This is a genomic window from Candidatus Binatia bacterium (genome assembly GCA_036563615.1).
Lineage (GTDB): Bacteria > Desulfobacterota > Binatia > UBA12015 > UBA12015 > DATCMB01.
Genome location: DATCMB010000021.1, coordinates 64,108 through 87,635, shown reverse-complemented (window position 1 = coordinate 87,635; position 23,528 = coordinate 64,108). Strand labels below are relative to the sequence as shown.

General features: G+C 72.1%; 20 protein-coding genes. 12 read left to right on the top strand and 8 right to left on the bottom strand.

Annotation, left to right across the window (positions count from 1 at the left end):
- Positions 1-8 precede the first annotated feature (8 nt).
- Positions 9-473 (bottom strand): CBS domain-containing protein, encoded by a 465-nt coding sequence (locus VIS07_17445; GenBank protein ID HEY8517298.1) that lies wholly within the window; start codon positions 471-473, stop codon positions 9-11.
- Positions 474-501: 28 nt separating this feature from the next.
- Positions 502-1,521 (bottom strand): alcohol dehydrogenase, encoded by a 1,020-nt coding sequence (locus tag VIS07_17440; protein HEY8517297.1) that lies wholly within the window; start codon positions 1,519-1,521, stop codon positions 502-504.
- 214 nt (positions 1,522-1,735) lie between these two features.
- On the opposite strand from VIS07_17440, the gene VIS07_17435 reads away from it, so the two are divergent.
- A complete protein-coding gene (locus VIS07_17435; protein HEY8517296.1) occupies positions 1,736-2,398 on the top strand; it encodes a MarC family protein in 663 nt (220 codons plus the stop codon).
- A gap of 81 nt (positions 2,399-2,479) precedes the next feature.
- Here the strand turns inward: VIS07_17435 and VIS07_17430 are convergent, their stop codons facing one another.
- Positions 2,480-3,874, bottom strand: a complete 1,395-nt coding sequence (locus tag VIS07_17430) for a hypothetical protein (protein ID HEY8517295.1) — start codon at positions 3,872-3,874, stop codon at positions 2,480-2,482.
- A gap of 357 nt (positions 3,875-4,231) precedes the next feature.
- On the opposite strand from VIS07_17430, the gene VIS07_17425 reads away from it, so the two are divergent.
- Positions 4,232-4,819, top strand: coding sequence for an Hsp20/alpha crystallin family protein (locus VIS07_17425; protein HEY8517294.1), 588 nt, complete (start codon positions 4,232-4,234; stop codon positions 4,817-4,819).
- Positions 4,820-4,983: 164 nt separating this feature from the next.
- On the opposite strand, the gene infB is transcribed toward VIS07_17425, so the two are convergent.
- Positions 4,984-7,041, bottom strand: coding sequence for a translation initiation factor IF-2 (gene infB, locus VIS07_17420; GenBank protein HEY8517293.1), 2,058 nt, complete (start codon positions 7,039-7,041; stop codon positions 4,984-4,986).
- Between the two features lie 58 nt (positions 7,042-7,099).
- Here infB and VIS07_17415 point away from each other — a divergent pair, with 58 nt between their 5' ends.
- Positions 7,100-8,257 carry a hypothetical protein gene (locus VIS07_17415; GenBank protein ID HEY8517292.1) on the top strand — a complete coding sequence of 386 codons (1,158 nt, stop codon included), beginning with the start codon at positions 7,100-7,102 and terminating at the stop codon, positions 8,255-8,257.
- A gap of 130 nt (positions 8,258-8,387) precedes the next feature.
- On the opposite strand, the gene chrA is transcribed toward VIS07_17415, so the two are convergent.
- The 3 genes from chrA to VIS07_17400 form a co-directional block, all read right to left on the bottom strand.
- Positions 8,388-9,533 (bottom strand): chromate efflux transporter, encoded by a 1,146-nt coding sequence (gene chrA, locus VIS07_17410; GenBank protein HEY8517291.1) that lies wholly within the window; start codon positions 9,531-9,533, stop codon positions 8,388-8,390.
- 90 nt (positions 9,534-9,623) lie between these two features.
- Positions 9,624-10,019, bottom strand: a complete 396-nt coding sequence (locus tag VIS07_17405; protein HEY8517290.1) for a DoxX family protein — start codon at positions 10,017-10,019, stop codon at positions 9,624-9,626.
- 160 nt (positions 10,020-10,179) lie between these two features.
- A complete protein-coding gene (locus tag VIS07_17400) occupies positions 10,180-10,659 on the bottom strand; it encodes a hypothetical protein (GenBank protein HEY8517289.1) in 480 nt (159 codons plus the stop codon).
- A gap of 242 nt (positions 10,660-10,901) precedes the next feature.
- Here VIS07_17400 and VIS07_17395 point away from each other — a divergent pair, with 242 nt between their 5' ends.
- From VIS07_17395 to VIS07_17375, 5 genes are read left to right on the top strand one after another with little or no spacing between them, the layout of a single operon-like run.
- On the top strand, positions 10,902-13,148 hold the full coding sequence (locus tag VIS07_17395) for an alkaline phosphatase family protein (GenBank protein HEY8517288.1): 2,247 nt from the start codon (positions 10,902-10,904) through the stop codon (positions 13,146-13,148).
- Positions 13,141-15,156, top strand: a complete 2,016-nt coding sequence (locus VIS07_17390; protein ID HEY8517287.1) for an alkaline phosphatase family protein — start codon at positions 13,141-13,143, stop codon at positions 15,154-15,156. The genes VIS07_17395 and VIS07_17390 overlap by 8 nt, the downstream gene beginning before the upstream one ends.
- A gap of 26 nt (positions 15,157-15,182) precedes the next feature.
- On the top strand, positions 15,183-15,386 hold the full coding sequence (locus VIS07_17385) for a hypothetical protein (GenBank protein ID HEY8517286.1): 204 nt from the start codon (positions 15,183-15,185) through the stop codon (positions 15,384-15,386).
- Between the two features lie 19 nt (positions 15,387-15,405).
- Positions 15,406-16,224 carry a hypothetical protein gene (locus VIS07_17380; protein ID HEY8517285.1) on the top strand — a complete coding sequence of 273 codons (819 nt, stop codon included), beginning with the start codon at positions 15,406-15,408 and terminating at the stop codon, positions 16,222-16,224.
- Positions 16,225-16,234: 10 nt separating this feature from the next.
- Positions 16,235-16,858: a sulfotransferase gene (locus VIS07_17375; GenBank protein ID HEY8517284.1), complete on the top strand. Its 624-nt coding sequence runs from the start codon at positions 16,235-16,237 to the stop codon at positions 16,856-16,858.
- 56 nt (positions 16,859-16,914) lie between these two features.
- Here VIS07_17375 and VIS07_17370 read toward each other — a convergent pair whose 3' ends face one another.
- Positions 16,915-20,112, bottom strand: a complete 3,198-nt coding sequence (locus tag VIS07_17370) for an ELWxxDGT repeat protein (protein HEY8517283.1) — start codon at positions 20,110-20,112, stop codon at positions 16,915-16,917.
- Between VIS07_17370 and VIS07_17365 the strand changes: the two genes are divergently transcribed.
- The 4 genes from VIS07_17365 to VIS07_17350 all read left to right on the top strand — a co-directional run bounded on the left by VIS07_17365 (position 20,099) and on the right by VIS07_17350 (position 23,500).
- Positions 20,099-20,317 carry a hypothetical protein gene (locus tag VIS07_17365; GenBank protein HEY8517282.1) on the top strand — a complete coding sequence of 73 codons (219 nt, stop codon included), beginning with the start codon at positions 20,099-20,101 and terminating at the stop codon, positions 20,315-20,317. The two genes, VIS07_17370 and VIS07_17365, sit on opposite strands and share 14 nt — an antisense overlap.
- Entirely contained in the window at positions 20,314-21,624 is a 1,311-nt protein-coding gene (locus VIS07_17360; GenBank protein HEY8517281.1) for an NAD(P)/FAD-dependent oxidoreductase, read from the top strand. The genes VIS07_17365 and VIS07_17360 overlap by 4 nt, the downstream gene beginning before the upstream one ends.
- Before the next feature lie 93 nt (positions 21,625-21,717).
- Positions 21,718-22,608: a GDSL-type esterase/lipase family protein gene (locus VIS07_17355; GenBank protein HEY8517280.1), complete on the top strand. Its 891-nt coding sequence runs from the start codon at positions 21,718-21,720 to the stop codon at positions 22,606-22,608.
- Positions 22,601-23,500: an FkbM family methyltransferase gene (locus VIS07_17350; protein HEY8517279.1), complete on the top strand. Its 900-nt coding sequence runs from the start codon at positions 22,601-22,603 to the stop codon at positions 23,498-23,500. Before VIS07_17355 ends, VIS07_17350 begins: the two co-directional genes overlap by 8 nt.
- Positions 23,501-23,528: the final 28 nt, after the last annotated feature.

The window sequence follows — 23,528 nt, the reverse complement described above, 5'->3', positions numbered from 1 at the left end:
TCGCCGCTTCATTCCGAGGCTTCGTCGTCGCCGGTGCGCCGCGGGTGCGCACCGCCTCCGAAGTGCGCGTTCAGCACGTCGGCGAGCAGCCGGCAGATGTCGGTCGTGGTCAGGATGCCGACCAGCTTGCCGTTGCGCGTGACCAGCGCCGAGCCGATCTGGCGGCGCGCCATCTCGCGGGCGACGAGATCGAGCGGCGCGTCGTCCTCGACCACGTACGGCTCGTCCTCGTACGCGTTGCGCACCAGCGCCTCGCCCTTGCCGACGCCGGGGCGCAGCACGAGCCGCAGGTCGCGCTCGGTGACGATGCCGACGAGCTGACCGTTCGACGTCACGGGCAGGTGGCGGATGCCGTGCTCGAGCATCAACGCCCAGGCTTCGTCGGCCGTCGCCTCGAGCGCGATCGCGTGCGGGAACGGCGTCATGGCGACGCGCGCCGTCGGCATCTTGTGCAGCTTGCGAAAGTCCGCCATGCGCCGCTCCCCCGCGATTCGTCGGCCGTCAAGCGCCGGTTTGGATCACGACCCGGAAGCGCGCCTTGCCGCTCATCATCCGCTCGTACGCGTCCGCCGCCCGCTCCAGCGGATACACCTCGTTCATCGAGCGGACGCCGGTGAGCACGCTGAAGGCGAGCGTGTCCTCCGAGTCGATCGACAGCCCCGAGTACCAGCCCTTGATGGCACGTCGGCCGGAGATCAGGAAGACCGGGTTGGTCTGCAGCGACTCCGGCGCGCCGAGCACGAGCAGCGTGCCGTTCGGCGCGAGGCCGTTCGCGACCGCGGCCATCGCCTCGCCGTTGGTCACGGTGGCGAGCACGAGGCGCGCGCCGCCGAGCGCCTGCAGCGCCCCCGCCGGATCCTCGCGCTCGCTGTCGACGTAGCGCCAGGCGCCGAGCTCCTTCGCGAGCGACGCCTTGTCTTGACCGCGTGCGACGGCGACCGTGCGGAAGCCCATCTTCGCGGCGAACTGCACGCCGAGGTGGCCGAGCCCGCCGATCCCGTGCACGGCGACGAGATCCCCCGCGCGCGCGCCGGAGTTGCGCAGCGCGTTGAAGGTCGTCACCCCGGCGCAGAGCAGGGGGGCTGCGTCGACCGCCTGCAGCTCGTCGGGCACCCGCGCCACCGCGGTCTCCGCGGCGACCAGGTAGTCCGCGTAGCCGCCGTCGCTGGTGATCCCGGTGACGAGCGTCGACCTCTGACAAGCGAAAAACTCACCACGGCGACAGCTCGTGCACGTCCCGCAGTAGCCGCCGTTCCAGCCGACGCCGACGCGCTGCCCGACCGTGAGGCTCGCGACGTCGGGGCCGAGCGCGTCGACGACGCCGATCACCTCGTGTCCCGGCACCCGCGGGTACTGGATGCCCGGGAAGAGGCCTTCCTTGGTCAGCATGTCGCTGTGGCAGACGCCGCAGGCCTGCACGCGAATTCGTACTTGACGCCGTCCCGGCTCGGGAATGGGGGTCTCGACCAACTCGAGCGGGCCGCCGGCCTTGGCCACTCGCACCGCACGCATGCTCGCCATGACGCACCTCCGCGTTGAAGTGGCCATTGTGAAGGATCGCGAAGGACAAGGAACCGCCGGCGTCGGCTTTGCGGTTCCGCTGCGTGCCGCTTTTCTAGGCAGGTCGCGCGCCGCGGCGCGTGCACACGGTGATCGCGCGGCGCGCGCGGTGATCGTCTCGCCTCGCCCGACGCGCGCTTGCAAGCGACGGCGCATCACGTACACGCTGCGCCGCGTGGCGGACGATCTTCAGTTCGCGCTCGTCGCGTTCACGACGCTGCTCGTCGTCGTCGATCCGCTCGGCGTGCTGCCGATCTTCCTCGCGCTCACGGTCGATCGCAGCGAGGCGGAGCGGCGCACGGTGCTGCGCCGCGCGGTCGGGATCGGCTTCGCGGTGTCGCTGTTCTTCCTGGTCGCGGGGCACCGCGCGCTCGCCTACCTCGGCGTCACGGTGCACGCGTTCGCGATCGCGGGCGGGATCCTTCTCTTCGCGACCGCGATGCCGATGCTCTTCGGCCACCGTCCGGCGACGCAGCGCGCGGAGCCCGAGGAGCGTCCCGACGACCCGAGCGGCGAGCCCGACATCGCGATCTTCCCGCTCGCGATCCCGCTGCTCGCGGGGCCGGGCGCGATCACCACGGTGCTGCTGCTGACCGCGCGCAGCGGCGGCGAGCCGCTCAAGCTCGCGATCGTCACCGCGGCGCTCGCGGCGGTCTTCGGCCTGACCTGGCTCCTGCTCGGAGCGGCCGGCCCGTGGGTGCTGCGCCGCATCGGCACGACGGGCATCCACGTCGCGACGCGCGTGCTCGGCATCCTGCTCGCGGCGCTCGCGGTGCAGTTCGTGCTGAACGGCGCGACCGACTACGTGCGCTCGCTGCAGCTCGACGCCGGCTCCTGAAGGACGCCCGTCCCTGAAGGACGCCGGCGGTGCGCCGGCGGCCACGTGGGCCGCCGGCGCGGGATCCGTCTCCGCCGACGATCAGCCGGCGGCGCCGGCGAGGATCGGCAGGCGTCCGGTCGCGCGTCCCTCGCTCGCGATGCGGCCGAGGAAGCGCACCAGGTTGTCGACGAACTCGTTGCGCGGGTAGGCCGAGTTCGGGTCGTTGTGCGAGTAGGTCTCGGCGCGGTTGATCAAGAGCAGATTTCGCTCCGGGATCCCCGACTGCTCGGCGAGGATCCGCGCCGCGTCGAGCACGCGCTCGCCGCCGAGGGCGGCGCCGAAGGCGTAGATCAGCATGTCGCGCGGCAGGGCGTGGCCGTGGATCGCGTGCACGTCGAGCACCTGCTGCGCCGGGTTGGGATTGCCGGCCGCGACCGCGCCCGCATCGAGCGTCAGGCGCATCGGGTGGTACCACGCGGTGCCGTCGAGACCCGGCAGACCCCAGCCGGAGAACATCATCGCGTAGCGGCGGATGGGCGTGATCTCGCCGGCCTGGTCCCAGCCGCGCGGGTCGCCGCTTTCGGCGAGACGGCCGAGGTGCGCCTGCGCCGCGCGCAGACCCGGCGGCGAGGTCTCCACGTCGAGCGCGTAGCCGTACTGGGCGAGGTTGGTGACCCGCACCGGCGGCTTGAGGTCGGCCGGCAGCAGCGAGAACTGCTGCCCGCGCGAGGGCGAGTTCGGATCGATGATCGCGCCGAGCGAGCCCGACGCGTTGAACAGGCCCGCGAACGGCGCCGCGATGCCGCCGAAGGCGAGCCACGGCGAGCCGGCCCGCAGCTCGTCGAGCGACCGCTGCGCGGCCTCCGGCGTCAGCGGCGTCGGGCTGCTGCCGCCGTCGATGTAGACCAGGCCCGCGAGGTCCTCGGCGCCGGGGCGACCGTCGAAGTCCCAGGTCGCATACGCGGTCGTGATGGTGCCGCCGAGCGAGTGCCCGCCCATGACGATCTTGTGTCCTTGACGCTTCGCGAGCTCGACGACGCGACGCAGATCCTCGATCTCGACGCGCATCCCCCACTCACGTGCGTAAGCGACCTCCTCGTCGGGGATCAGGCGGAAGTGCTCGGTGACGCTCGGGTCCTCGAGCCAGCCGAGGTAGTAGTTGAAGAGCTCCTCGCCGCTCACGCGGCCGGCCTTCGCGAGGTCGAGCACCGAGTGGTCCTCGAGCTGGTTCTCGCGTCGCTCGACCGCCCACACCTGCCAGCCGCGCACGCGCGACAGCAGGTGGCGTGCGAGCGGCGCGAAGTACGCCGCGCTGGCCGACGTGCCCGGGTTCAAGATCAGGATGTTGCGCGCGTTGCGCGGTCCGATCTGCAGCACGCCGACGCGGTTGAGCTCGCTCGGCGTGCCGGGCGACTCCGTGCCTTTGAGCCAAACGAATCGAGTCGGAATCTCGGCCGCCGGCGCGATTCCCGCGAGCGCGACGACCGCCGCCAAAGCGGTTGTCAGCGCTGCGAACCGCATCGACGACCTAACCTTGAAGCGCATCCGTTCCTCCTTTGGTGGGATCGAGGTGGCGCAACGATAGCCGCTCGCCGAGCGCCGCGTCTACCGGGACTTCTCGACGGGTGCGGGGTTTCTACGCGCTTCCCGATGCGTCGCACGCCGCGCTGCGGCGAGGTCGTTCGTGCGGCGCGTCGGCGTGGCACGCCTGATGCGTCGTGCGTTCCGCGGCGCGGCTGGGTGATCGCCGCGCGAGAAAGGAGCAGGGAGACGATGGCATCAGGCAGCCTTTCGCCACGGCGACAGTCCTTCTTAGAGGGGGCGGACCCGCTGACGCTGCTGCGGCGCGAGATGGACGAGTTGCTCGAGAACTTCTTCGGCGCCCGCGCGGCGTCCGATTGGGGCGAGTTCCGTCCGAAGATCGACGTCGCCGAGACCGACGACAAGATCCAGGTGACGGCGGAGGTCCCGGGCGTCGCGGACGGCGACGTCGAGGTCGAGCTCGAGGGCGACGTGCTCACCATCCGCGGCGAGAAGCGCACGGAGCAGGAGCATCGCGAGGCGGAAGCGCACCGCGTCGAGCGCAGCTACGGCAAGTTCCGGCGCTCGCTTCGTCTACCTTGCCCGGTCGACGCGGCCGCGGCGACGGCACGGCAGAAGAACGGCGTCCTGACGATCGAGCTGCCGAAGGCGGAGCCGCGCGCGAGCAAGCACCGCATCACGGTGTCGAGCGAGGACAAGCCCGCGGTGGCGGGTCCAGCGAGCGGCGCGAGCGCTGGCGCCGGCGAGAAGGCGAGCGCGGCGAACGGCTCGTCGCGCGACCCGCTCGACCGCAGCGTGCCCGTGGTCGAGGACACCTCGAGCACGGCGGGCGCGGGTCCGCAGGCGGCCGGCATCGGTCTCGCGGCGGGCGCGCCGCGACGCGCGGTCGCGAGCTGAGGCGGCGCCGGTTGCGGGCGGACGCGCGCGAATCGGCTGCGCGCACACCGACCGACGCGGAGGTCTGACACCGCCTCCAGCGCTGGTCGGTGCGCGCGCGGCCGACGGCGCGGGAGCGACAGCCGCAGCCCGCGCCGTCCGATGCTTGACGCTTCCCTACGCGCTCACGACGCGAGCCGCGGGCGCGACGCGTCCTCGAGCCGGCGCGCGACCTCCTCGAGCTCGTAGAACTCGAGCACGTCGCCCGGGCGGATCTCGGTGATGCCCTCGAGCCCGATGCCGCACTCGTAGCCCGCCGCAACCTCGCGCACGTCCTCCTTGAAGCGGCGCAGCGACGCGACGCGGCCTTCCTGGACCACCGCGAGGTCGCGCAGCAGACGCACGCGGTCGCCGCGCGTGACCTTGCCCTCGCTGACCAGCGAGCCCGCGATCAGGCCCGAGCGGCCCGAGCCGCTCGGCCGGAAGACCTGGCGCACCTCGGCGCGGCCGAGCGCGCGCTCGCGCACGGTCGGCGTGAGCATGCCCTCGATCGCGCGCCGCATGTCGTCGATCGCTTCGTAGATGATCGAGTAGAGGCGGATCTCGACGTTCTCGGTCGAGGCGAGCTTGCGCGCCTTGGCCTCGGGGCGGACCGAGAAGCCGACGATGATCGCCTTCGACGCCGCGGCGAGCAGCACGTCGGACTCGGTGATCGCGCCGACCGCGGCGTGCAGCACGGTGACCCGCACCTCGTCGGTCGAGAGGCGCGTGAAGGCCGCGCGCAGGGCGTCGATCGAGCCGTGCACGTCGGTCTTGAGGACGAGCTTGATCTCCTTGGTCTCGCCGTCGGCGACGCGGCGCTGGAAGTCCTCGAGCGACACCTTGACGTTGCGCGCGAGCTCGCGCTCGCGGTGCTTCGTCCGGCGCTGCTCGGCGATGCGGCGCGCGGTCGCCTCGTCGGGCGTCACGACGAGCGCGTCGCCCGCTTGCGGCACGCCGGCGAGGCCGAGGATCTCGACCGGCGTCGACGGGCCGGCGGCGCGCACCTGACGGCCGCGGTCGTCGAGCAGCGCGCGCACCTTGCCGTACGTCAGACCGCAGACGAAGGTGTCGCCCGGGCGCAGCTCGCCCTCGCGCACCAGCACCGTCGCGACCGGACCGCGGCCGCGGTCGAGGCGCGCCTCGATGATCGAGCCCTGCGCCCGACCCTTCGCGCGCGCGGCGAGGCCGAGCACGTCGGCCTGCAGCAGGATCATCTCGAGCAGCTTGTCGATGCCCTGACGCGTCTTCGCCGACACCGGCACGAAGATCGTGTCGCCGCCCCACGCCTCGGGGACGAGGCCGTGGTCGGCGAGCTGCTTCTCGACCTTCGCGGGATCGGCGTCGGCGAGATCGATCTTGTTCACCGCGACGACGATCGGCACGCCGGCGGCGCGCGCGTGGTCGATCGCCTCGATGGTCTGCGGCATCACGCCGTCGTTCGCCGCGACCACCAGCACGACCAGGTCGGTCACCTGCGCGCCGCGCGCGCGCATGGCGGTGAACGCCTCGTGGCCCGGCGTGTCGATGAAGGCGACGCGCCGGTCGCCCACCTCGACGACCGAGGCGCCGATGTGCTGCGTGATGCCGCCCGCCTCGCCCTCGGCGACGCGCGTCGAGCGGATCGCGTCGAGCAGCGAGGTCTTGCCGTGGTCGACGTGGCCCATGACGGTGACCACCGGGTCGCGCGGCTCGGCGGGCGCGGTCTCGCCGGCGAGCAGCGCCTCGACCTCCTGCTCGACGTCGACGACGGCCGGCTCGACGGTCCAGCCGAAGTCGGCCGCGACGAGCGTCGCGCTGTCGAGATCGAGCAGATGGTTCGCGGTCGCCGGGACGCCGAGCTCGAGGAGCTTCTTCACCACCTCGCCCGACTTGAGGCCGAGCGCCTTCGCGAGATCGGCGACCGTGGTGGTCTCGCCGATGCGCACGACGCGCTTGTGCGCGGACGGCGTGGTGATCGTCGTCTGCTGCTGCTCGCGGTCGGGCGCCGGACGGCGCTTCTGCGGACGGCGCGCGCCGCGCGGCGTCCGCTCGACGGCGAACGGGTCACGCTCGATGGTGCGCCGTGCGCGGCGTCCGCGCGCCGGTGCTCCGGGTGCGGGCGGCGGCAGCGGCGCGCCGGCGGGCGCTCCGACGCCGCGCGCCTGCGGTGCCGCGCCGCGCGGCCCGCGCGCGCCGGCCGCCGGACGCTGCGCCGCGCGCATGGCGCCGAGGTCGATCTTGCCGACGACGCGGACGCGGCGCAGGCCGGACTCGGTCTCGGTGCTGGGCGCCGAGGTCGGCTGCGCCGCGGCGCTCGACTGTGCGGGCTGGGCCGCCGCGCTCGCTTGCGCGGGCTGCGTGCCCGAAGTCGCCGATGCGGGCTGCGCGTCGGAGATCGTCTGGTCGGACGTCGCCTGCGCGGACGGGCTCGCGGGCGCGGGCTGCGCTGCGCGGCGCGCGGACGTCGCCTCGGCCGCCGCGCGCTCGGGCGCCGTCTGCGCGGACGCGCTCGCCGCAACGGGCTCCGCTTCGGCGCTCGGCGAGGTCGGCTGCGCTTCCGCGCGCGCGGGCGTCGGCGGCGTGAGCGCGCTCGTGTCCGTGGGCTGCGCTGCTGCGCTCGTGGCCGCTGGCTCGGCGGCGGCGCTCGTCGGCGTCGGCTGGGCCGACGCGGTCGCTGGCTCCGGCTGCGTTGCCACAGCCTTCGCCTCCGGCTGCGCGGGCGCGCTCGCGGGGGCGGCCTCGCTGGCCGCGCTCGTCGCCTCGGCCGGGCTCGCCACGGTCGGCTGCTCGACGGTGCGCGCAGCGGCCTGGCGCTCGCTCGTACGCGACGGCGTCGCGACGTCCGCCTTCCCGCGCGTTGCGTGCGTCGGCTCGGCCGCGGGCCGGGCCTCGGTCTCGCGTGCCGCGGGCTGCGCCTCGGCCTGGCGCGCGGAGACCTCGGGCGCGGCAGGCGTCGGCTCCGGCGCGGGCGGGGCCGGCAGATCGAGCAGCACGGCGTCGCCCGTGTCGATCGTGGCGGGCGCGATCAGCTCGGAGAGCGCGTCGAGCGGCTGGTTCGACGTCGGAATGCTCGACGACGTCGCTGCGCTCGGAGCTGTCGGCGTGCTGGGCGGCGTCGGTGCGCCGGAAGTTTCACCCGACGCGCGGCGCGCGGCCGCGCGGCGGCGGATCACGTTCGGCCGGACGCGGACCTCGACCGTGGCTCCGGTCGCGGTGGTTCGACGCCCCGCCCCATCGATGCGGTGCTCGCTGCTCGCTTTCGTTTCGATCGTCCTTCCCTTCTCCGTATCCGTTGTCCTTCCTCTTCGGGCCTTCCCCTCCGCTTCGCTGCCGCCGTGCTCACCTCCTCGTCCTTGGACGGGGGCGAGGACGCAGCCACGGGCACGGCGCGTCCTCGCCGGCAGGCGCCGGAAGTGGTGCTCGGGCCAGGTGCCGTGAGAGACCGACGGATCGAGGAAGGAATCGGAGCCGCTCGGGAGGAGGTGACCACACACACGGCTCCGGACGGAGCAGAGTAACCTCGGGAGCGCAGATCGGCAAGGGCGGCGCCGTTGCTTGACGCCGTTTTTCAGCGCAGAGAGCCGGCGACGAGCCCCACGAGCGCGCCGCCGAGCACGAGCCAGGTCGAGCTCACGCCGTGACGCAGCAGCAGCACGAGCGCGACCAGGCCGATGACCGCGCTCGGCACGTCGACCACGGCGGCACGCAGAAGCTGCAGCGTCACGACGGCCATCAGAGCGAGCGACGCGACGTTCACGCCGTCGAGAAACGCCGACGCGATCCACGACGTCCTTAGCCGCGGCAGGAGCGGCGCGCTCAGCGCCACGAAGACGAACGCGGGCAGGAAGATGCCGCTGGTGGCGACGACGGCGCCGCTCGTGCCGCCGAGCAGGTAGCCGACGAAGGTCGCGGTGGTGAACACCGGGCCGGGCGTCATCTGGCCGATCGCGATCGCGTCGAGGAGCTGAGCCTGATCGAGCCAGCCGAGGCGCTCGACGAGCTCCGCCTGCAGGAAGGCGAGCAGCACGTAGCCGCTGCCGAACAGCACCGAGCCGATCTTGAAGAACGGCCAGAACAGCGCCGCGCTCCCGACCGGCGCTGCCGCCGCCGGAGCGCTCGCCGCCGTCGTCACCGCCGCCGCAGGCAGCAGAGCGAGCGACGCAGCGCCCGGCGCACCGCGTCGGCGCTCGAGCGCGCGCAGCGCGATGCACGCCGCACCCGCCGCGAGCAGGACGAGGAACTCGTTGCCGCCGAGCGCCGCGATCACGAGCACCGCGGCGCCGAGCGCCAACAGCGACGGCGTGCGCGCGGCGCGCGGCGCGAGGCTCGCGATCGCCTGCACGACGACCGCGAGGATCGCCGGCTTGACGCCGTAGAGCAGCCAGCCGACCTCGGGCATCGAGCCGTAGCGGACGTACGCCCAGGCGAGGACCAGCGTGATCAGCGCCGCCGGCAAGATGAAGGAGACGCCGGCGACCAGCAGCCCCGGCCAGCCGGCGCGGCGGTGGCCGAGGTGGATCGCCATCTCGGTCGAGTTCGGGCCGGGGATCAGGTTGGTCGCGCCGAGGAGGTCGAGGAACTCCTCGTCCGACACCCAGCGGCGGCGCCGCACCACCTCGTCGCGCATCAGCGCGACGTGCGCGGCGGGTCCGCCGAACGCCGTCGTGCCGAGGCGCAGGAAGAGCGCCGCGATCTCGCCGAGCCGACCGCGCATGCCTAGGGCGCAGGCACCCGCGTCGGCCGCAGCCGCGCGCCGGCCGTCACGATCCTCGCCGTCACCGCCGCGCGCAGATGCTCCTCCTGACTACGCCGAGCGCAGCGCCGTCTGCGTCGACGACGCGCGGTGCGGCAGCACGGACCAGCGCCCGTACGCGACGAAGCTCGCGCCGAGCCCCGCGATCAGCGCGGGCAGCGCCGAGGCCGGACCGTGGACCTCGGCGGAGAGCACGACCGCGCCGATCATGATGATCACGAGCCCGAGCGCGGCGAGCGGGACGAGCCCCGGACGGATGCCGGTGATCGCCGGCAGGACGAGCCCGAGCCCACCCGCGAGCTCGGCGACGCCGATGAAGCGCAGAAACCAGCCCGGCAGCGCGACGTCGCGCGTCATCTCCTCGATCGGCAGCACGAGCTTCGTGCCGCCCGCGAAGGCGAACAGCGCCGCGAGCAGGATCTGGACCGTCCACAGGGCGAGGTTCATGTTCGTTCTTCCGTGCTTGCTCATGCCCATGGACGATCGGGCAGCCGCGAAATCGACAGCGGCGTGAGCGCGCGCTTTCGACGTCCGTGATCGGTTCGAGCGTCGGCGCGCGCTCCGGCGCCGAAGCCCGGCCGAGGCTCGAGCGAAGCTCGAACGAGACTCAGAGGTAGCCCAGCGCCTTCAGCCGCTCGATCTGCGCCGGGTCGAGGTTGCCCTGCTTGAGCGCCTCGATCTCCTTCAAGAAGATCTCGTGCTCCTGCGGGAAGCGCTTGTCGCCCGCCGCCAGCACGTCGATCGCGCCGGTGACGTCGCCGGCGGCCTTCAGACGGTCGGCCTGGGCGCGGTAGAGCGCGGGCGTGACCTGCTGGGGGTACTGGGTCGCGAGTCGCTCGAGCGTGCGCACCACCTCGGCGCCCTGCTTCTGGTGCGAGAGCGCGTCGAGGCGGATCTGCTCGAGGCGCCACGCCAGCGCGGCGTCCTTCCCCGACGCGGCGTCGACCAGCGCCGCCTCCGAGATGTTCTGCGCCTTCGCGAAGTCGCGGGCGTCGAGCGCGGCGCGCGCTTCCTTCTCGCGGTCGGCGAGCGACGCCTCGCAGGCGAGCAGAAACAGCAACGGCAGGACGAGCAGCGATCGCGACATCAGCGGGTCTCCCGGCGGATCGATGGGCGGGCGCAACGAGGACGGCGCGGAACGGGGCTTGCCGGCGCCAGCGCGGGACGCGTACCATGTGGTCTTTGCCAGCCGCAACCGCCGTGCAGCAGCGCTCGCCAAGCCAACGGTCGGCCGCCCCACCGTCCCACCTCTACCTTGCAGCGGCTGCGGTGCGTCGCGGCGAGGCGGCCGTGCCTAAGACGGCGGGGCACGCTAGGTACAACGGGTCCATGACGGTCCGGGAGGAGAAGCCGCGCGGCACGGCGTGCCGCCTCGCCGCCGCGCTTGCGGGTCTCGCGCTGCTCGCGCCGCAGAGCGCCGAGGCCTACATCGGCCCGGGCGCCGGGTTCGCGTTCGCGGGCTCGCTGTTCCTCTTGCTCGCGGCGCTCGGCCTCGCGCTGCTCACGATCCTGCTCTGGCCGCTCACCACGCTGTGGCGGCTCGTGCGCATCGGCAACCCGTTCAAGAACGCGTCGGCGAAGCGGGTGATCATCCTCGGCTTCGACGGCATGGATCCGGGTCTCGCGACGCGCTTCATGCAGGAGGGGCGGCTGCCGAACTTCCAGCGCCTCGCGGAGCAGGGCGTGTTCCGCCCGCTCGACACCTCCAACCCGTCGATGTCGCCGGTCGCGTGGTCGACGTTCTCGACCGGCGTCGATCCGTCGCGACACGGGATCTACGACTTCATCACGCGCGACCCATGTACCTGCGCGCCCATGTTGTCGAGCACCGACATTCGCGAAGCGAAGCGGGTGCTGAACATCGGGCGCTACATGGTTCCGCTCGAGAAGCCGCGCATCAAGCTGCTGCGCAAGGGCACGCCGTTCTGGAAGCTTCTCGGCGACAAGCACATCCACTCGATCATCCAGCGCGTGCCCATCACCTTCCCGCCCGAGAAGTTCCGCGGGCTCCTCCTTTCCGGCATGTGCGTGCCGGACCTGCGCGGCAGCCAGGGCACCTTCTCCTTCTTCTCCACCGCGACCAAGGACGGCGGCGCCGCGGCCTACACCGGCGGCGAGCAGACGGTGCTCCGCCGCAACCGGCAGGGCGTGATCCGCTCGCGCATCGTCGGTCCCGACGATCCGATGGTGAAGGGCCACCCGCGCATGACGCTGCCCTTCTCGCTGATCGAGTCGCCCGACCGGCGCTCGGCGCGGCTCGAGATCGAGGGCTGCGAGCCGGTGACGCTCGAGCTGCAGCGCTACTCCGAGTGGGTCACGCTGACCTTCAAGTCCGGGCTCGGCGTCAAGGTGCGCGGCATCGCGCGCTTCTATCTGATGTCGCTCGAGCCCGAGGTGTCGCTGTACATGACGCCGATCCACATCGATCCGGAAAATCCGGCGATGCCGATCAGCCACCCGACGATCTACAGCGTCTACCTGGCGAAGAAGCAGGGCCCGTTCGCGACGCTCGGTCTCGCCGAGGACACCTGGGCGCTGAACGAGCGCGTGATCGACGAGAAGGCGTTCTTCGAGCAGGCGATGCTGATCTGCGACGAGCGCGAGAAGATGCTGTTCGACGCGCTCGCGCACCGAAAGCGCGGTCTCGTCACCACCGTGTTCGACACCACCGACCGCATCCAGCACATGTTCTACCGCTACCTCGACCCGACCCACCCGGCGAACCGCGACAAGGAGACCACCGAGTACGCCGACGCGATCGCGCGCACCTACGAGCGCATGGACGGCATCCTCGGACGCGTCCTCGAGGAGATCGGCGACGACCCGGAGACCGTGCTCATGGTGATGAGCGACCACGGCTTCACCAACTTCCGCCGTGGCGTCAATCTCAACGCCTGGCTCCGTGACCAGGGCTACCTCGTGCTGAAGGACGGCGCGCGCACGAGCGGCGACTGGTTCGAGCGCGTCGACTGGTCGAAGACGCGCGCCTTCAGCCTGGGGCTCACGGGCCTCTTCATCAACCGCAAGGGCCGCGAGAAGTCGGGCATCGTCGAGGAGGGCGACGAGTACGTGACCCTGATCGCGGAGATCATCCGCAAGCTCGAGGCGCTGGTCGATCCGGCGACGGGCAAGCGCTGCATCCGCAAGGTGCGCTCGGCGATCGCGTCCGCGGACGGTCCGTACCGCTTCGACGCTCCGGATCTGCTGGTCGGCTACGAGGGCGGCTACCGCAACTCGTGGGAGTGCGCGACCGGCGCGGTCACGGAAGAGGTCTTCTCCGACAACACCAAGAGCTGGTCGGGCGACCACTGCGTCGATCCCGACATCGTGCCGGGCGTGTTCTTCTGCAATCGCCCGATCGCGGTGGAGCGTCCGCACATCGCCGACATCTCGACCTCCGTGCTGCGCCTGTTCGGCCAGAGCCCGAGCCGGCACATGCAGGGCCGCATGCTCTTCCCCGAGAACGGCGCGCGCGCGACGGTCGCGGGGCCGCTCGATCCCTCGACGCTGTCGCAGTCGGGCGCGGCGCCAGGCGCGCTCGTGCACGGGGCATTGCCCGAGGCCGCGAGTGCGTAGGGCCTGTTCGCTCGTCGCTCTCCTTCTCGCGCTGTTCATCGCCACCACGTCCCACGCAGCGCGGGATGATCGTCCGGGGATCTTCGTCCTCGGCGTCGACGGCATGGATCCGGTGATCCTGCGGCGCCTGATGGACGCGGGGAAGATGCCGAACTTCGTCCGGCTCGCGCAGCAGGGGAGCTTCGTCGAGCTCGCGACCGCGAACCCGCCGCAGAGCCCGGTCGCGTGGTCGACCTTCGTCACCGGCATGAACCCGGGCGGGCACGGCGTGTACGACTTCGTGCACCGCGATCCCAAGACCTACATGCCGATCAGCTCCGCGACCGCGCCCGAGGAGCCGGGCAGCGCGGTGTCGCTCTTCGGCTACTACCTGCCGATCGGTGGCAGCGCGCCGAAGAACAACCGCGGCGGCGTGCCGTTCTGGGATCCGCTGTTCGACGCCGGCGTCGACGTCGAGGTCTACCGCATGCCGGGCAACTACCCGCCGCCGCCGTCGGACGCGAAGGTGCTCTCGGGCATGGGCACGGTCGACCTGCGCGGCGGCTACGGCACGTACACCTGGTTCACGACCTATCCGGTGCGCGGGCGCGAGGAGCTCAAGGGCGACATCCAGCAGGTGAGCCTCTCGGACGACGACCTCGACGGCGTCCCCGACACGGTCCGCGGCACGCTCAAGGGCCCGCCCGATCTGTTCCGCCTGCCGCCGGGTCAGGCGCCGGGCGAGAACGATTACTTGACGGTGCCGGTCACCTTCCGCATCGACCCCGAGCAGGACGCCGTGCTGGTCGAGGCGGGCTCGAGCCGCGCGCTGCTGCGGGTCGGCGAGTGGTCGGACTGGATGACGGTCGAGTTCTCACCGCTCCCCGCGGGGCTCATGACCGTGCAGGGCATCGTGCGCTTCTACGTGCGTCAAGTACGTCCGGGGGTCGAGATCTACGCGAGCCCGATCAACATCTCGCCGGCGAGCCCCGCGCAGGACATCTCGACGCCGTCGAGCTTCGCCAACGAGCTCTACGCGCTGCTCGGCTTCTTCTACACGCAGGGGATGCCGGAAGAGACCAACGCGCTGAAGGATCGGATCTTCGACGACGACGACTACGCGAGCCAGGTCGCGCTCGTGCAGCAGGACACCGAGGCGATGCTCGATCTCGCGCTCGCGCGCTTCAAGCCGGGCGACATGACCTTCATGTACGTCTCGGACATCGACCTGCAGTGCCACATGCTCTGGCGGCTCGGCGATCCGAAGGATCCGAGCGCGCCGCCGCATCCGGCGTTCGCCGCCGACGCGCACGCCGCGGCCGAGCACGGCGACGACATCGAGGGCTACTACCGTCACGTCGACGAGCTGCTCGGCAAGGTGCTCGACCGCGTGCCGGAGGACACGCTGGTCATCGTCATGAGCGACCACGGCTTCCAGCCCTACACGCGCAAGGCGCACCTCAACGCCTGGCTGCGCGACCAGGGCTACCTGGTGCTCAAGGACGGCAAGCGCACCGGCAAGATCGCGCTCGGCGACGTCGACTGGTCGAAGACGCGCGCCTACGGCCTCGGCTTCAACGGGCTCTACCTGAACCTGCGCGGACGCGAGGCGGAGGGCATCGTCGATCCCTCCGAGGCCGACGCGCTGCTCGACGAGATCAAGCGCAAGCTCGAGTCCTGGCAGGACGGCGAGCGCCGCGTCGTGCGCCGCGCGTTCCTCGGCAAGGACATCTACTCCGGGCCGCGGATCGCCGAGGCGCCCGACATGGTCGTCGGCTACGACGCCGGCTACGGCTGCTCGGACGAGAGCACGCTCGGCGAGATCACCGAGGCGGTGCTGGAGGACAACCTGTCGCGCTGGTCGGGCAGCCACCTGACCGACCCGGCGGTGGTGCCGGGCGTCCTGCTGACCAATCGCCCGCTGCCGCGCAACGACTACGCGCTACCCGACGTGACGGCGACCCTGCTCACACATTATGGTGTGCCGCTGCCGTCCGGCATGGAGGGCAAGGACCTGTTCGCGCGCTGACGGCGCGGGACTTCGGAGGAGGGCCGATGTTCGGCTTCGGCAAGACGCAATCCATCAAGCTCGATCGCGATCTCTACGATCGCGTCAAGAAGATCGCCGACGTCGCGGGCTACGCGACGGTCGAGGAGTTCGTCGCGCACGTGCTCGAGAAGGAGATGATCCACTTCGAGGACGCGAAGAGCGACGACGACATCCGCAACAAGCTGCGCGGACTCGGCTACATCTCCTGACGTCTCGCGCCCGCACGACGTGCAGACGTTCAACACCATCACGAGCGCGATCTTCGACGTGATCCTCGCGCCGTTCGGCCACCGCTTCGCGTGGTTCGACCTGCTGGTGTGGCCGGTGGTCGCGGGCGTGGTCGCGCTGCTGGTCTACAAGCTGGTGAGCAACCAGGCCGGGATCGCGGCGGCGAAGAAGCGCATCGTCGTGCACCTGCTCGAGGTCGTGCTCTACCGCGACGACGTGCTGAGCGTGATCCGCTCGACCGCGCGCGGGCTCGGCCAGAACCTCCGCTACCTCGGCTACAACGTCGTGCCGCTGCTGGTGATGATCGTGCCGATGACGATCATCCTCGTGCAGCTCGTCGCGCACTACGCGTACGCGCCGCTCGAGCGCGGCGACGTGCAGCTCCTCGAGGTCGAGCTGGTCCCCGGCGCGAACGTCGGCGTGCGCGACGTGACGGCGGAGTTCCCGCCCGGCGTCGCGGTGCAGGCGGGTCCGGTGCGCACCGCCGACGGCCGCGTCTACTGGCGCCTCGAGATGCTCGAGGACGGCGACCACGTGATCGTGCTGCGCGCCGGCGACGAGGTGCAGGAGAAGGTCGTCGCGGTGGGCAACGGGCCGCGCAAGGTGCCGGTCCTGCGCACGCGCACGTGGGAAGCGCTGCTCTACCCGGGCGAGGCCGCGCTGCCCGCGGGCTCGGCGTTCGAAACCATCCGCCTCGCGACGCCGACGCGCGACCTGAGCCCGCTGCCGAGCGGCGAGGGCGGAATCCTGCTCTGGTTCTTCGCCGCGTCGCTGATCGCAGGCTTCCTCCTGCGCAAGCGTCTCGGCGTGACGCTGTGAGGTGACGCGCGTGGCTGTCATCGACTCGCTTCGTGATCTGCTGGCGCGCCGCAAGTACGGCGAGCCGATCATCATCGTCTCCGGCCTGCCGCGCAGCGGCACGTCGATGATGATGAAGATGCTCGACGCGGCCGGCATCCCGATCATGACCGATCAGGTCCGCACGCCGGACATCGACAACCCGAAGGGCTACTTCGAGTACGAGCGCGTCAAGGACCTCGAGAAGGAGCAGGACAAGAGCTGGGTGCGCCAGGCGCGCGGCAAGGCGCTCAAGGTGATCTCCTGGCTGCTCAAGGACCTGCCCGACGACAACGCGTACCGCATCATCTTCATGCGCCGCGACATCGACGAGGTGCTCGCGAGCCAGAACAAGATGCTCAAGAACCGCGGCGAGCAGGACACGACCGACGACGCCACCATGGCGGAGGCGTACCGCAACCACCTTGCGGCGGTCCGCATCATGGCGCGCAAGAAGCGCAACTGGAGCATGGTCGAGGTGCGGTACGACGAGGCGATCCGCGACCCGGTGAAGGTCGCCAGCATCGTGAACCGCTTCCTCGGCGGCCGCTACGACGAGCGCGCGATGGCGGAAGCCGTCGACGAGAAGCTCTACCGCAACCGCAAGACGGCTTGACGCTCGGGCGCGACGCGTCAAGCGCGACGCTTGCGCCTAACGGTCGAGCTCAGCGCTCACGGCGCGCAGCGCAGCCGTGAGCCGTTCGGATCGCACTCCTCGAGCGCTCCCGCTCGGGTGACGTCGCCGCTGCGCAGCCGCAGGCCGATCGGCGCCTCGAACGGCCCGTCGATCGCGAGGCGCCGCAACGCGACGGAGAAGCGGTAGCGCTGCATCCCGGGGCTCCTTCCGGCGACCGGCTTGAAGGTCGCGACCGCGCCGCGCCGCGAGCAGCGCATCACGCCCGTCGGCGCCTGGCGGCATTCGCTCGCCGGCCACGACGCGACCTGCTCGAGCGCGCCGCCGTCGACGACCGTCGCTTCGAGCCCCGCTGCGACCGACATCGGCAGCGCGGCGCTCGCCTCGAGGAAGCCGTCGATGACGATCTGACCGGTCGCGGCGGGCGAGCGGCCGTCGGCCTGCAGGCGCGCGCGCTTGAGCTCGAGCTCGCCGTCGATCGGCTCGCACTGCTCGCGCAGCTCGGGACGCACGGTGCAGGCGCCGGTGCAGCAGCTCGACGGCGTGCCGTTGAGCGCGCCGTCGTCACACTGCTCGCCGGCCTCGCGGACGCCGTTGCCGCAGGTGAGCGCCCAGAGCTCGCGGCCGTGGGCGCCATCGTTGGCGATGAAGAAGAGCTGCCCGCGCAGGCTTGCGACCTGGTAGATGCCGGCGAAGGGGGTGCCCCCGGAGACGTCCACCGCGAGCCGCGTGCCCGCGGGCGCGCCGTCGGTGACCCAGAGCACCGTGCTCCCCTGCGAGTTCGAGCTCCGGATGTACGCCACGTCGCCGATCACCACCGGCGGCTCATCGAGGGGAAGCCAGCTCGACGCCGTGGCGTCGACCAGCCGCACCGTGCCCTCCGGGGTGCCGTCAGTCACCCAGAGCTCCTTCGTGGGCGCAGCGGTGTGCATGTCGTGGTTGGCGATGAAGAGCACGCCGTTGGGGAGCCGGGCCAGGACCCGCGGGTGCGAGCCCTCGGGCCCCGGACGGACGTCGGCGACCAGCGTCGTGCCCTCCGGCGTGCCGTCGGTGCGCCAGAGCTCGGAGCCGTGGATGCCATCGTCGGCGCCGAAGTAGATCGCCTTGCGGAAGCGCACCCCCTTCGGCGCCGTCATCGAGCCGGCCGTGCCCGGGCGGATGTCCTTCACGAGCTTCGTGCTCGCCTTGGTGCCCTTCGTCACCCAGAGCTCGCCGCCGTGGACGCCGTCCTCGGCGGCGAAGAAGACGCGTCGCCCGAGATTTCCCAGCAGGCCCGCAGCGTGAACGCCGCCGCCCGGTCCCGGAAGGACGTCGGCGACGACCTTGGTGCCCTCGGGCGTGCCGTCGGTGCGCCAGAGCTCGCTGCCGTGCGACGCATCGCTCGCGACGAAGTAGATGCGGTCGCGCACGCGCAGCAGTCCCTCCGGATCCCTGCCCGTGAACGAGGCGAGCTGCTGCACGGCGGGTGGCTCGGAGGTGGCTCGCCAGAGGGTGGGGCGATTCAGGATGGACGCGCTGAAGTAGAGGTCGTCGCCGAGCGCACGAGCAGCGAACCAGGAGATGCCGTAACCGAAGCCTTGCAGCCGGGTCGGCTCCGTCCCGGTGAAGAGGTAGGTCGACGAGCGCGTCGACGCCGCCGAGATCGCGCGCTGGCCGGCGAGCGCGCTCCACGGGACCGTGCCCTCGGCCGTGCCGTCGCTGAGCCACGGCTGGGTGTGCGCGTCCTCGAAGACGACGCGATCCTCGAGCGCGTGAAGCCGCCAGTACCCGGCTCCTGGCGCCGTCCCGTCGAGGATGTCGCGCACGAGCACGGTTCCCTTCCCGGTGCCGTCGCTCACCCACAGCTCCCGGCCGTGCAGCCCGTCGAGCGCGCTGAAGAACAGCCGACCGTTCGCGACCGTGAGGTGCTGCGGCTTCGAGCCCCCTGGCCCCGGAAGGATGTCCTTGACGCGGGTCGTTCCCTCCGTGGTGCCGTCGGTGATCCAGAGCTCGTCGTCCTCGCCGGGCCCGCGCGCGACGAACAGCAGCCGGTTGCCGAAGGGCACCAGCTCGCCGAACTCCTCGCTGCACGGGAAGCTCTTGAGGTCCGCGACGAGCACGGTGCTCTCGAGCGTGCCGTTGCTCTTCCACAGCGACGCGCCGAGGCCGAGGTCCGTGCCGGAGAGGACGAAGTACGCGGTGTCGCCGAGCGCGATGCCGCGCTGAAGGGTCACGCTCCTCGGCCCCGCGGCGAGGTGGATGAGCGGCAAGGTGTGCCGCCCCGTGCCGTCGCTCGTCCAGAGCTCGAAGCCGGTCGCCTCGTTCGCGGCAGCGATGAAGTAGAGCAAGCCGCCCGCGGTGAAGAGGCGCGAGGGGCGGGAGCCGGTCTTCCCCAACCACAGATCGGCGACCTGCACCGCGCCGGTGACGCCGGCGTCCGCGCGCCACAGCTCGCGTCCGGTCTCGCCGTCGTCGGCGGTGAACAGCAGCATGTCGCCGAGCACGGTGAGCTCCTGCGGGATCGAGCTCTTGCTACCTGGGAAGATGTCCTCGATCAGCACCGTCCCCTCGGGCGTGCCGTCGCTCCACCACGGCTCGAGCCCGACCTCGCCGTCGTCGGCGGTGAAGGCGACGCCGTCCCCGAACGCGACGATCCCCTGGATCGCCGAGTCGAGCTCGCCCGGCCGCACGTCGGCGACCAGGGCGGTGCCGGCCTCGGTGCCGTCGCTGATCCACAGCTCCTCGCCGTGGACGCCGTCGTCGGCGACGAAGAAGAGGAGACCGTGTGCGGCGGTGAGCCGCCGCGGCGACGAGCTGCGTGGCCCGGGCGCGATGTCGCGCACGAGATGCGTCCCCGCCGCGGTGCCGTCGCTGATCCAGAGCTCGGCGCCGTGCTCGCCATCGTCGTAGACGTAGAACAGCGCGTCGCCGACCGCGGTCAGCTCGCTCGCGACGTAGCCCCGCGGACCGGGGATGGCGTCGAGGACGAGCCGCGTGCCGTTCGCGGTGCCGTCGCTGCGCCAGAGCTCGAAGCCGTGCACGCCGTCGTTGCCGGCGAAGAAGACGACGTCGCCGACCGCCTGCGCGCCGCGCACCGCGATGCCGTCGGAGCGCGTCTCGATGTCCTTCACGAGGTACGGCTTGCCCTGGGCGCGCGCGTGCTCGGCGCTCGTCGCGAGCACGAGCGCGCACGCCGCGGCGAGCACGGCGATACCGAGCGCGCGGTGGGTCGCCGCGCGCCGCGTGTCCTGGACCATTCTGGCGGTTCCTCCGTTCGACGTCGGGCTTGCGGCGGAGGCGGGAAGCGTGGCGGCGGCGGTGGACGGCCCGGAACGTGCGCGTGCCGGCTATCAGCCGCGTCGCGCAGTACGCAAGACGCTTTTTTTCGCTGCGACGCCCACCGCCGCTTCGTCGTCGTCGCGTTGCGCCGCCGTCGAGGGTCTGGAAGAACTCGCAGCGTGACGCGCACAGGCACCTCCGCATCGGGATTTGCGTACGACGTCGCGGTGGTCGGCGGCGGGCCCGCCGGCTCCTCGACCGCCGCGCGCCTCGCGCGCCACGGACGTCGCGTGCTGGTGCTCGAGCGCGACCGGTTTCCGCGCTTCCACATCGGCGAGTCGCAGCTCCCGTGGATCAACGAGGTGCTGCGCGAGCTCGGCGCCGACTCCGCGGTCGCGGCGGCGGGCTTCGTCCAGAAGTGGGGCGCGAGCTTCACCACCGCCGACGGCTCGGTCGAGAAGTACGCCGACTTCGCGGTCGCTCCGGAGACGCCGCGTCCGCAGACCTACCAGGTGCCGCGCGCCGAGTTCGACGCGCTGCTGCTCGAGCACGCGGCGCGCTGCGGCGCGGAGGTCGTGCACGGCGCGCAGGCGCTCGACGCGCAGTTCGACGCGAGCGGCGTGACGCTGCGCTACGCGCAGGACGGCGCGACGCGCGAGGTGCGCGTCGCGGCGGTGGTCGACGCCTCGGGCCGCGTCGGCTTTCTCGCGCGCCGCCTCGCCAACCGGCAGTACGACGAGCGGCTGCGCAACGTCGCCGTGCACGCCTGGTACGAGGGCGTGCCGCGCCTCACCGGACGGCGCGCGGGCGACATCCGCATGGTGTTGCGTCCGGACCGCGGCTGGTTCTGGTTCATCCCGGTGTCGGAGAAGACGATGAGCGTCGGCGTCGTGGTGCCGGCGGCGGTGCACGCGGCACGCAGCGCGGACGGCGCGCCGCTCGAGGAGCAGCTCGAGCGCTACGTGCGCGAGACGCCCGCCGCGGCGGCGCTGCTCGAGCCGGCGGTGCGCGTCTCCGAGATGCGCTTCGACGCCGACTACTCGTACCACTCCGAGCGCTACGCGGGCGACCGCTGGCTCGTCGTCGGCGATGCCGGCTGCTTCCTCGATCCGATCTTCTCGACCGGCGTGCTGCTCGCGATGCAGGCCGGGATCGAGGCCGCGGACGCGCTCGACGAGGGGCTGCGCATCGGCGATCTGAGCCGCGCGCGCTTCGCGCGCTACGAGCGCAACGTCGACGCGCGCTGGCGCTACTTCCGCCGCTTCGCGATCGGCTTCTACGATCCGGCGTTCCGCGACATCTTCTTCCGCTCGGACACGCCGCTCGGCATCCGCGAGGCGGTGATCTCGGTGCTCGCCGGCAACTGGCGGCCGTCGCTCGCGACGCGGCTGCGGCTCGCGATGTTCTTCGCGGTGGTCGAGCTGCAGCGCTGGTTCCCGCTCGCGCCGCGGCTCGGCGATCTGCAGCCGAGCGCGCTGCCGGCGCGGTAGCCCTTGCCGACGTTGCGTCCCCCGCGGTCGGCTCGGATCGGTACGGCGCGGCGCGACGCGCTCCGCGACCCGCGCGCGTGAGGGCGTCGAGCGATGAGATCGAGAGCTGCGCGCTGGGCGCTCCTCGGCCTCGTCGCCGTCGTCGTGACGATCGCTGCGCTGGAGATCGCGCTCGAGGTCGCCTCGCGCTGGGGCGCGCCGCGACGTAGCTTCGACGCCCAGGCGCTCGCGCGCGCCGAGATCGTCGTCTACGGCGACTCGACGCCCTACGGCCTCGGCAACCGGATCTCGTTTCCGAGCGAGATCGAGCGGCGCACGGGCGTTCCGGTCGCGAACCGGAGCTGGCCCGGGCTCAACTCGACGCAGGTGTCGCGCATCCTCGACGAGGATCTCGCCACCGTCGCGCCGCGCGTCGTGATCGTGATGGCCGGCGCCAACGACGGCTGGAACCTCGAGGACGTGCCGGTCGAGCTGCTCGGCGCGAGCGCGCGCTGGTACCACCGGCTGCCGCGCTGGCGCGTCGTGCGTCTCGCCGCGATCGGGCTCGAGGCAGGTCTCGGCCGCACGGCGTACGACTCGGCGATGGCGCGCGGCTGGGGACGGCGCGAGGAGACGGCGCGGCTGCTGTCGAACGACGCGCTCCGGCAGATCCTCGCAGCGAGCTACCGTCGCATGCGCGAGGCGGCGACCGCGCGCGGCGCCGAGATCCTGTTCGTCGCTTACCAGGCGGAGGGCTACAACCGCGTCGCCGACCTCGCGGAGGACGTGCTGCGCGCGGAGCATGCGGATCGCGTCGTGCACCTGCGCGACCTGTTCCTCACTGCGGACGGCGAGCGCCGCATGATCCAGGACGACGCCTTCCATCCGACCGACGACGGGCAGCGGGCGATCGCCGCGCGGGTCCTCGACGAGCTGGTGCGGCGCGGATGGGTGGAGGCGAGCACGGCCGGGAGTGTGGGGGCGTCAAGCAACGATCGTGATTGAAGCTCTGCAGTGGCTCGCGATCGCCGCGCTGGCGATCGGCGTCGTGATCCTCGTCCGCGAGACGCGGCGGCTCGCGCGGCTGCGCCGCGAGATGGCGCGACGGCTCGTGCGCGTCGAGCGCGCGTGGCTCGAGGAGCGGCGGCGCGCGGTGCTCGACGACGTCCGCAGGTGCTTGCGCGCCACGGGTCGCGAGCCGCGCGCCGAGCTCGTCTGCCGCGCGCAGGGCCTCGAGGACTGCTACCTCTGGCAGCTCTTTCGTCCGCTCACGAGCGGCCGCTTCATCGAGGCGGGCGCGTCGGACGGCGTGCGCAACAGCGTGACCTGGCTCTTCGAGGCGGTCGGCTGGACGGGCGTGCTCGTCGAGGCCAACCCCGACGCGGCCGCGGCGTGCGCGCGCAACAGGCCTGCGAGCCACACGGTGCACGCGGCGCTCGGTCCGCCCGGCGCGGGCACGACGACGTCGCTCGTGCGGCTCGGCGGCTTCACCGACGCCGACCACCTTTCGTTCGTGCCGACGCTCGCGCGCCACCGCAGCGAGCACGTCGGGCGCGCCAGGACGGCGGAGCGGATCGAGGTGCCGCTGCGCACGATGACCTCGATCCTCGCGGACGCGCCCGGCGAGCCGCGCTACGACGTCGCGGTGATCGACCTCGAGGGCGCGGAGCTCGCGGCCCTGCGCGGCTTCGACCTCGAGCGCTTCCCGACCGCGGTGCTGATGGTCGAGGACCTCTCCGGCGGACGCGACCCCGAGGTCGCGCAGCTTCTCGAGCGGCAGGGCTACGTCTGCGTCGGCCGCGTCGAGCGCAACGCGGTCTACGTGCACCGGACGCGCCCGGACCTGATCGAGCGCAGCCGCGAGCTCGGCTGGTGGCCGGAGGACGACGACGGCTGAGCGACGCGACGCGCGATCGCGAGCGGCG

Coding starts and splice junctions, on each gene's coding strand:
- VIS07_17445 (HEY8517298.1), bottom strand. CDS start 473: ATGGCGGACTTTCGCAAGCTGCACAAGATGCCGACGGCGCGCGTCGCC.
- chrA (HEY8517291.1), bottom strand. CDS start 9,533: ATGCGCGGTCGGCTCGGCGAGATCGCGGCGCTCTTCCTGCGCCTCGGC.
- VIS07_17395 (HEY8517288.1), top strand. CDS start 10,902: ATGACGGTCCGGGAGGAGAAGCCGCGCGGCACGGCGTGCCGCCTCGCC.
- infB (HEY8517293.1), bottom strand. CDS start 7,041: ATGCGCGCGGCGCAGCGTCCGGCGGCCGGCGCGCGCGGGCCGCGCGGC.
- VIS07_17385 (HEY8517286.1), top strand. CDS start 15,183: ATGTTCGGCTTCGGCAAGACGCAATCCATCAAGCTCGATCGCGATCTC.
- VIS07_17440 (HEY8517297.1), bottom strand. CDS start 1,521: ATGGCGAGCATGCGTGCGGTGCGAGTGGCCAAGGCCGGCGGCCCGCTC.
- VIS07_17400 (HEY8517289.1), bottom strand. CDS start 10,659: ATGTCGCGATCGCTGCTCGTCCTGCCGTTGCTGTTTCTGCTCGCCTGC.
- VIS07_17370 (HEY8517283.1), bottom strand. CDS start 20,112: ATGGTCCAGGACACGCGGCGCGCGGCGACCCACCGCGCGCTCGGTATC.
- VIS07_17405 (HEY8517290.1), bottom strand. CDS start 10,019: ATGAACCTCGCCCTGTGGACGGTCCAGATCCTGCTCGCGGCGCTGTTC.
- VIS07_17425 (HEY8517294.1), top strand. CDS start 4,232: ATGGACGAGTTGCTCGAGAACTTCTTCGGCGCCCGCGCGGCGTCCGAT.
- VIS07_17355 (HEY8517280.1), top strand. CDS start 21,718: ATGAGATCGAGAGCTGCGCGCTGGGCGCTCCTCGGCCTCGTCGCCGTC.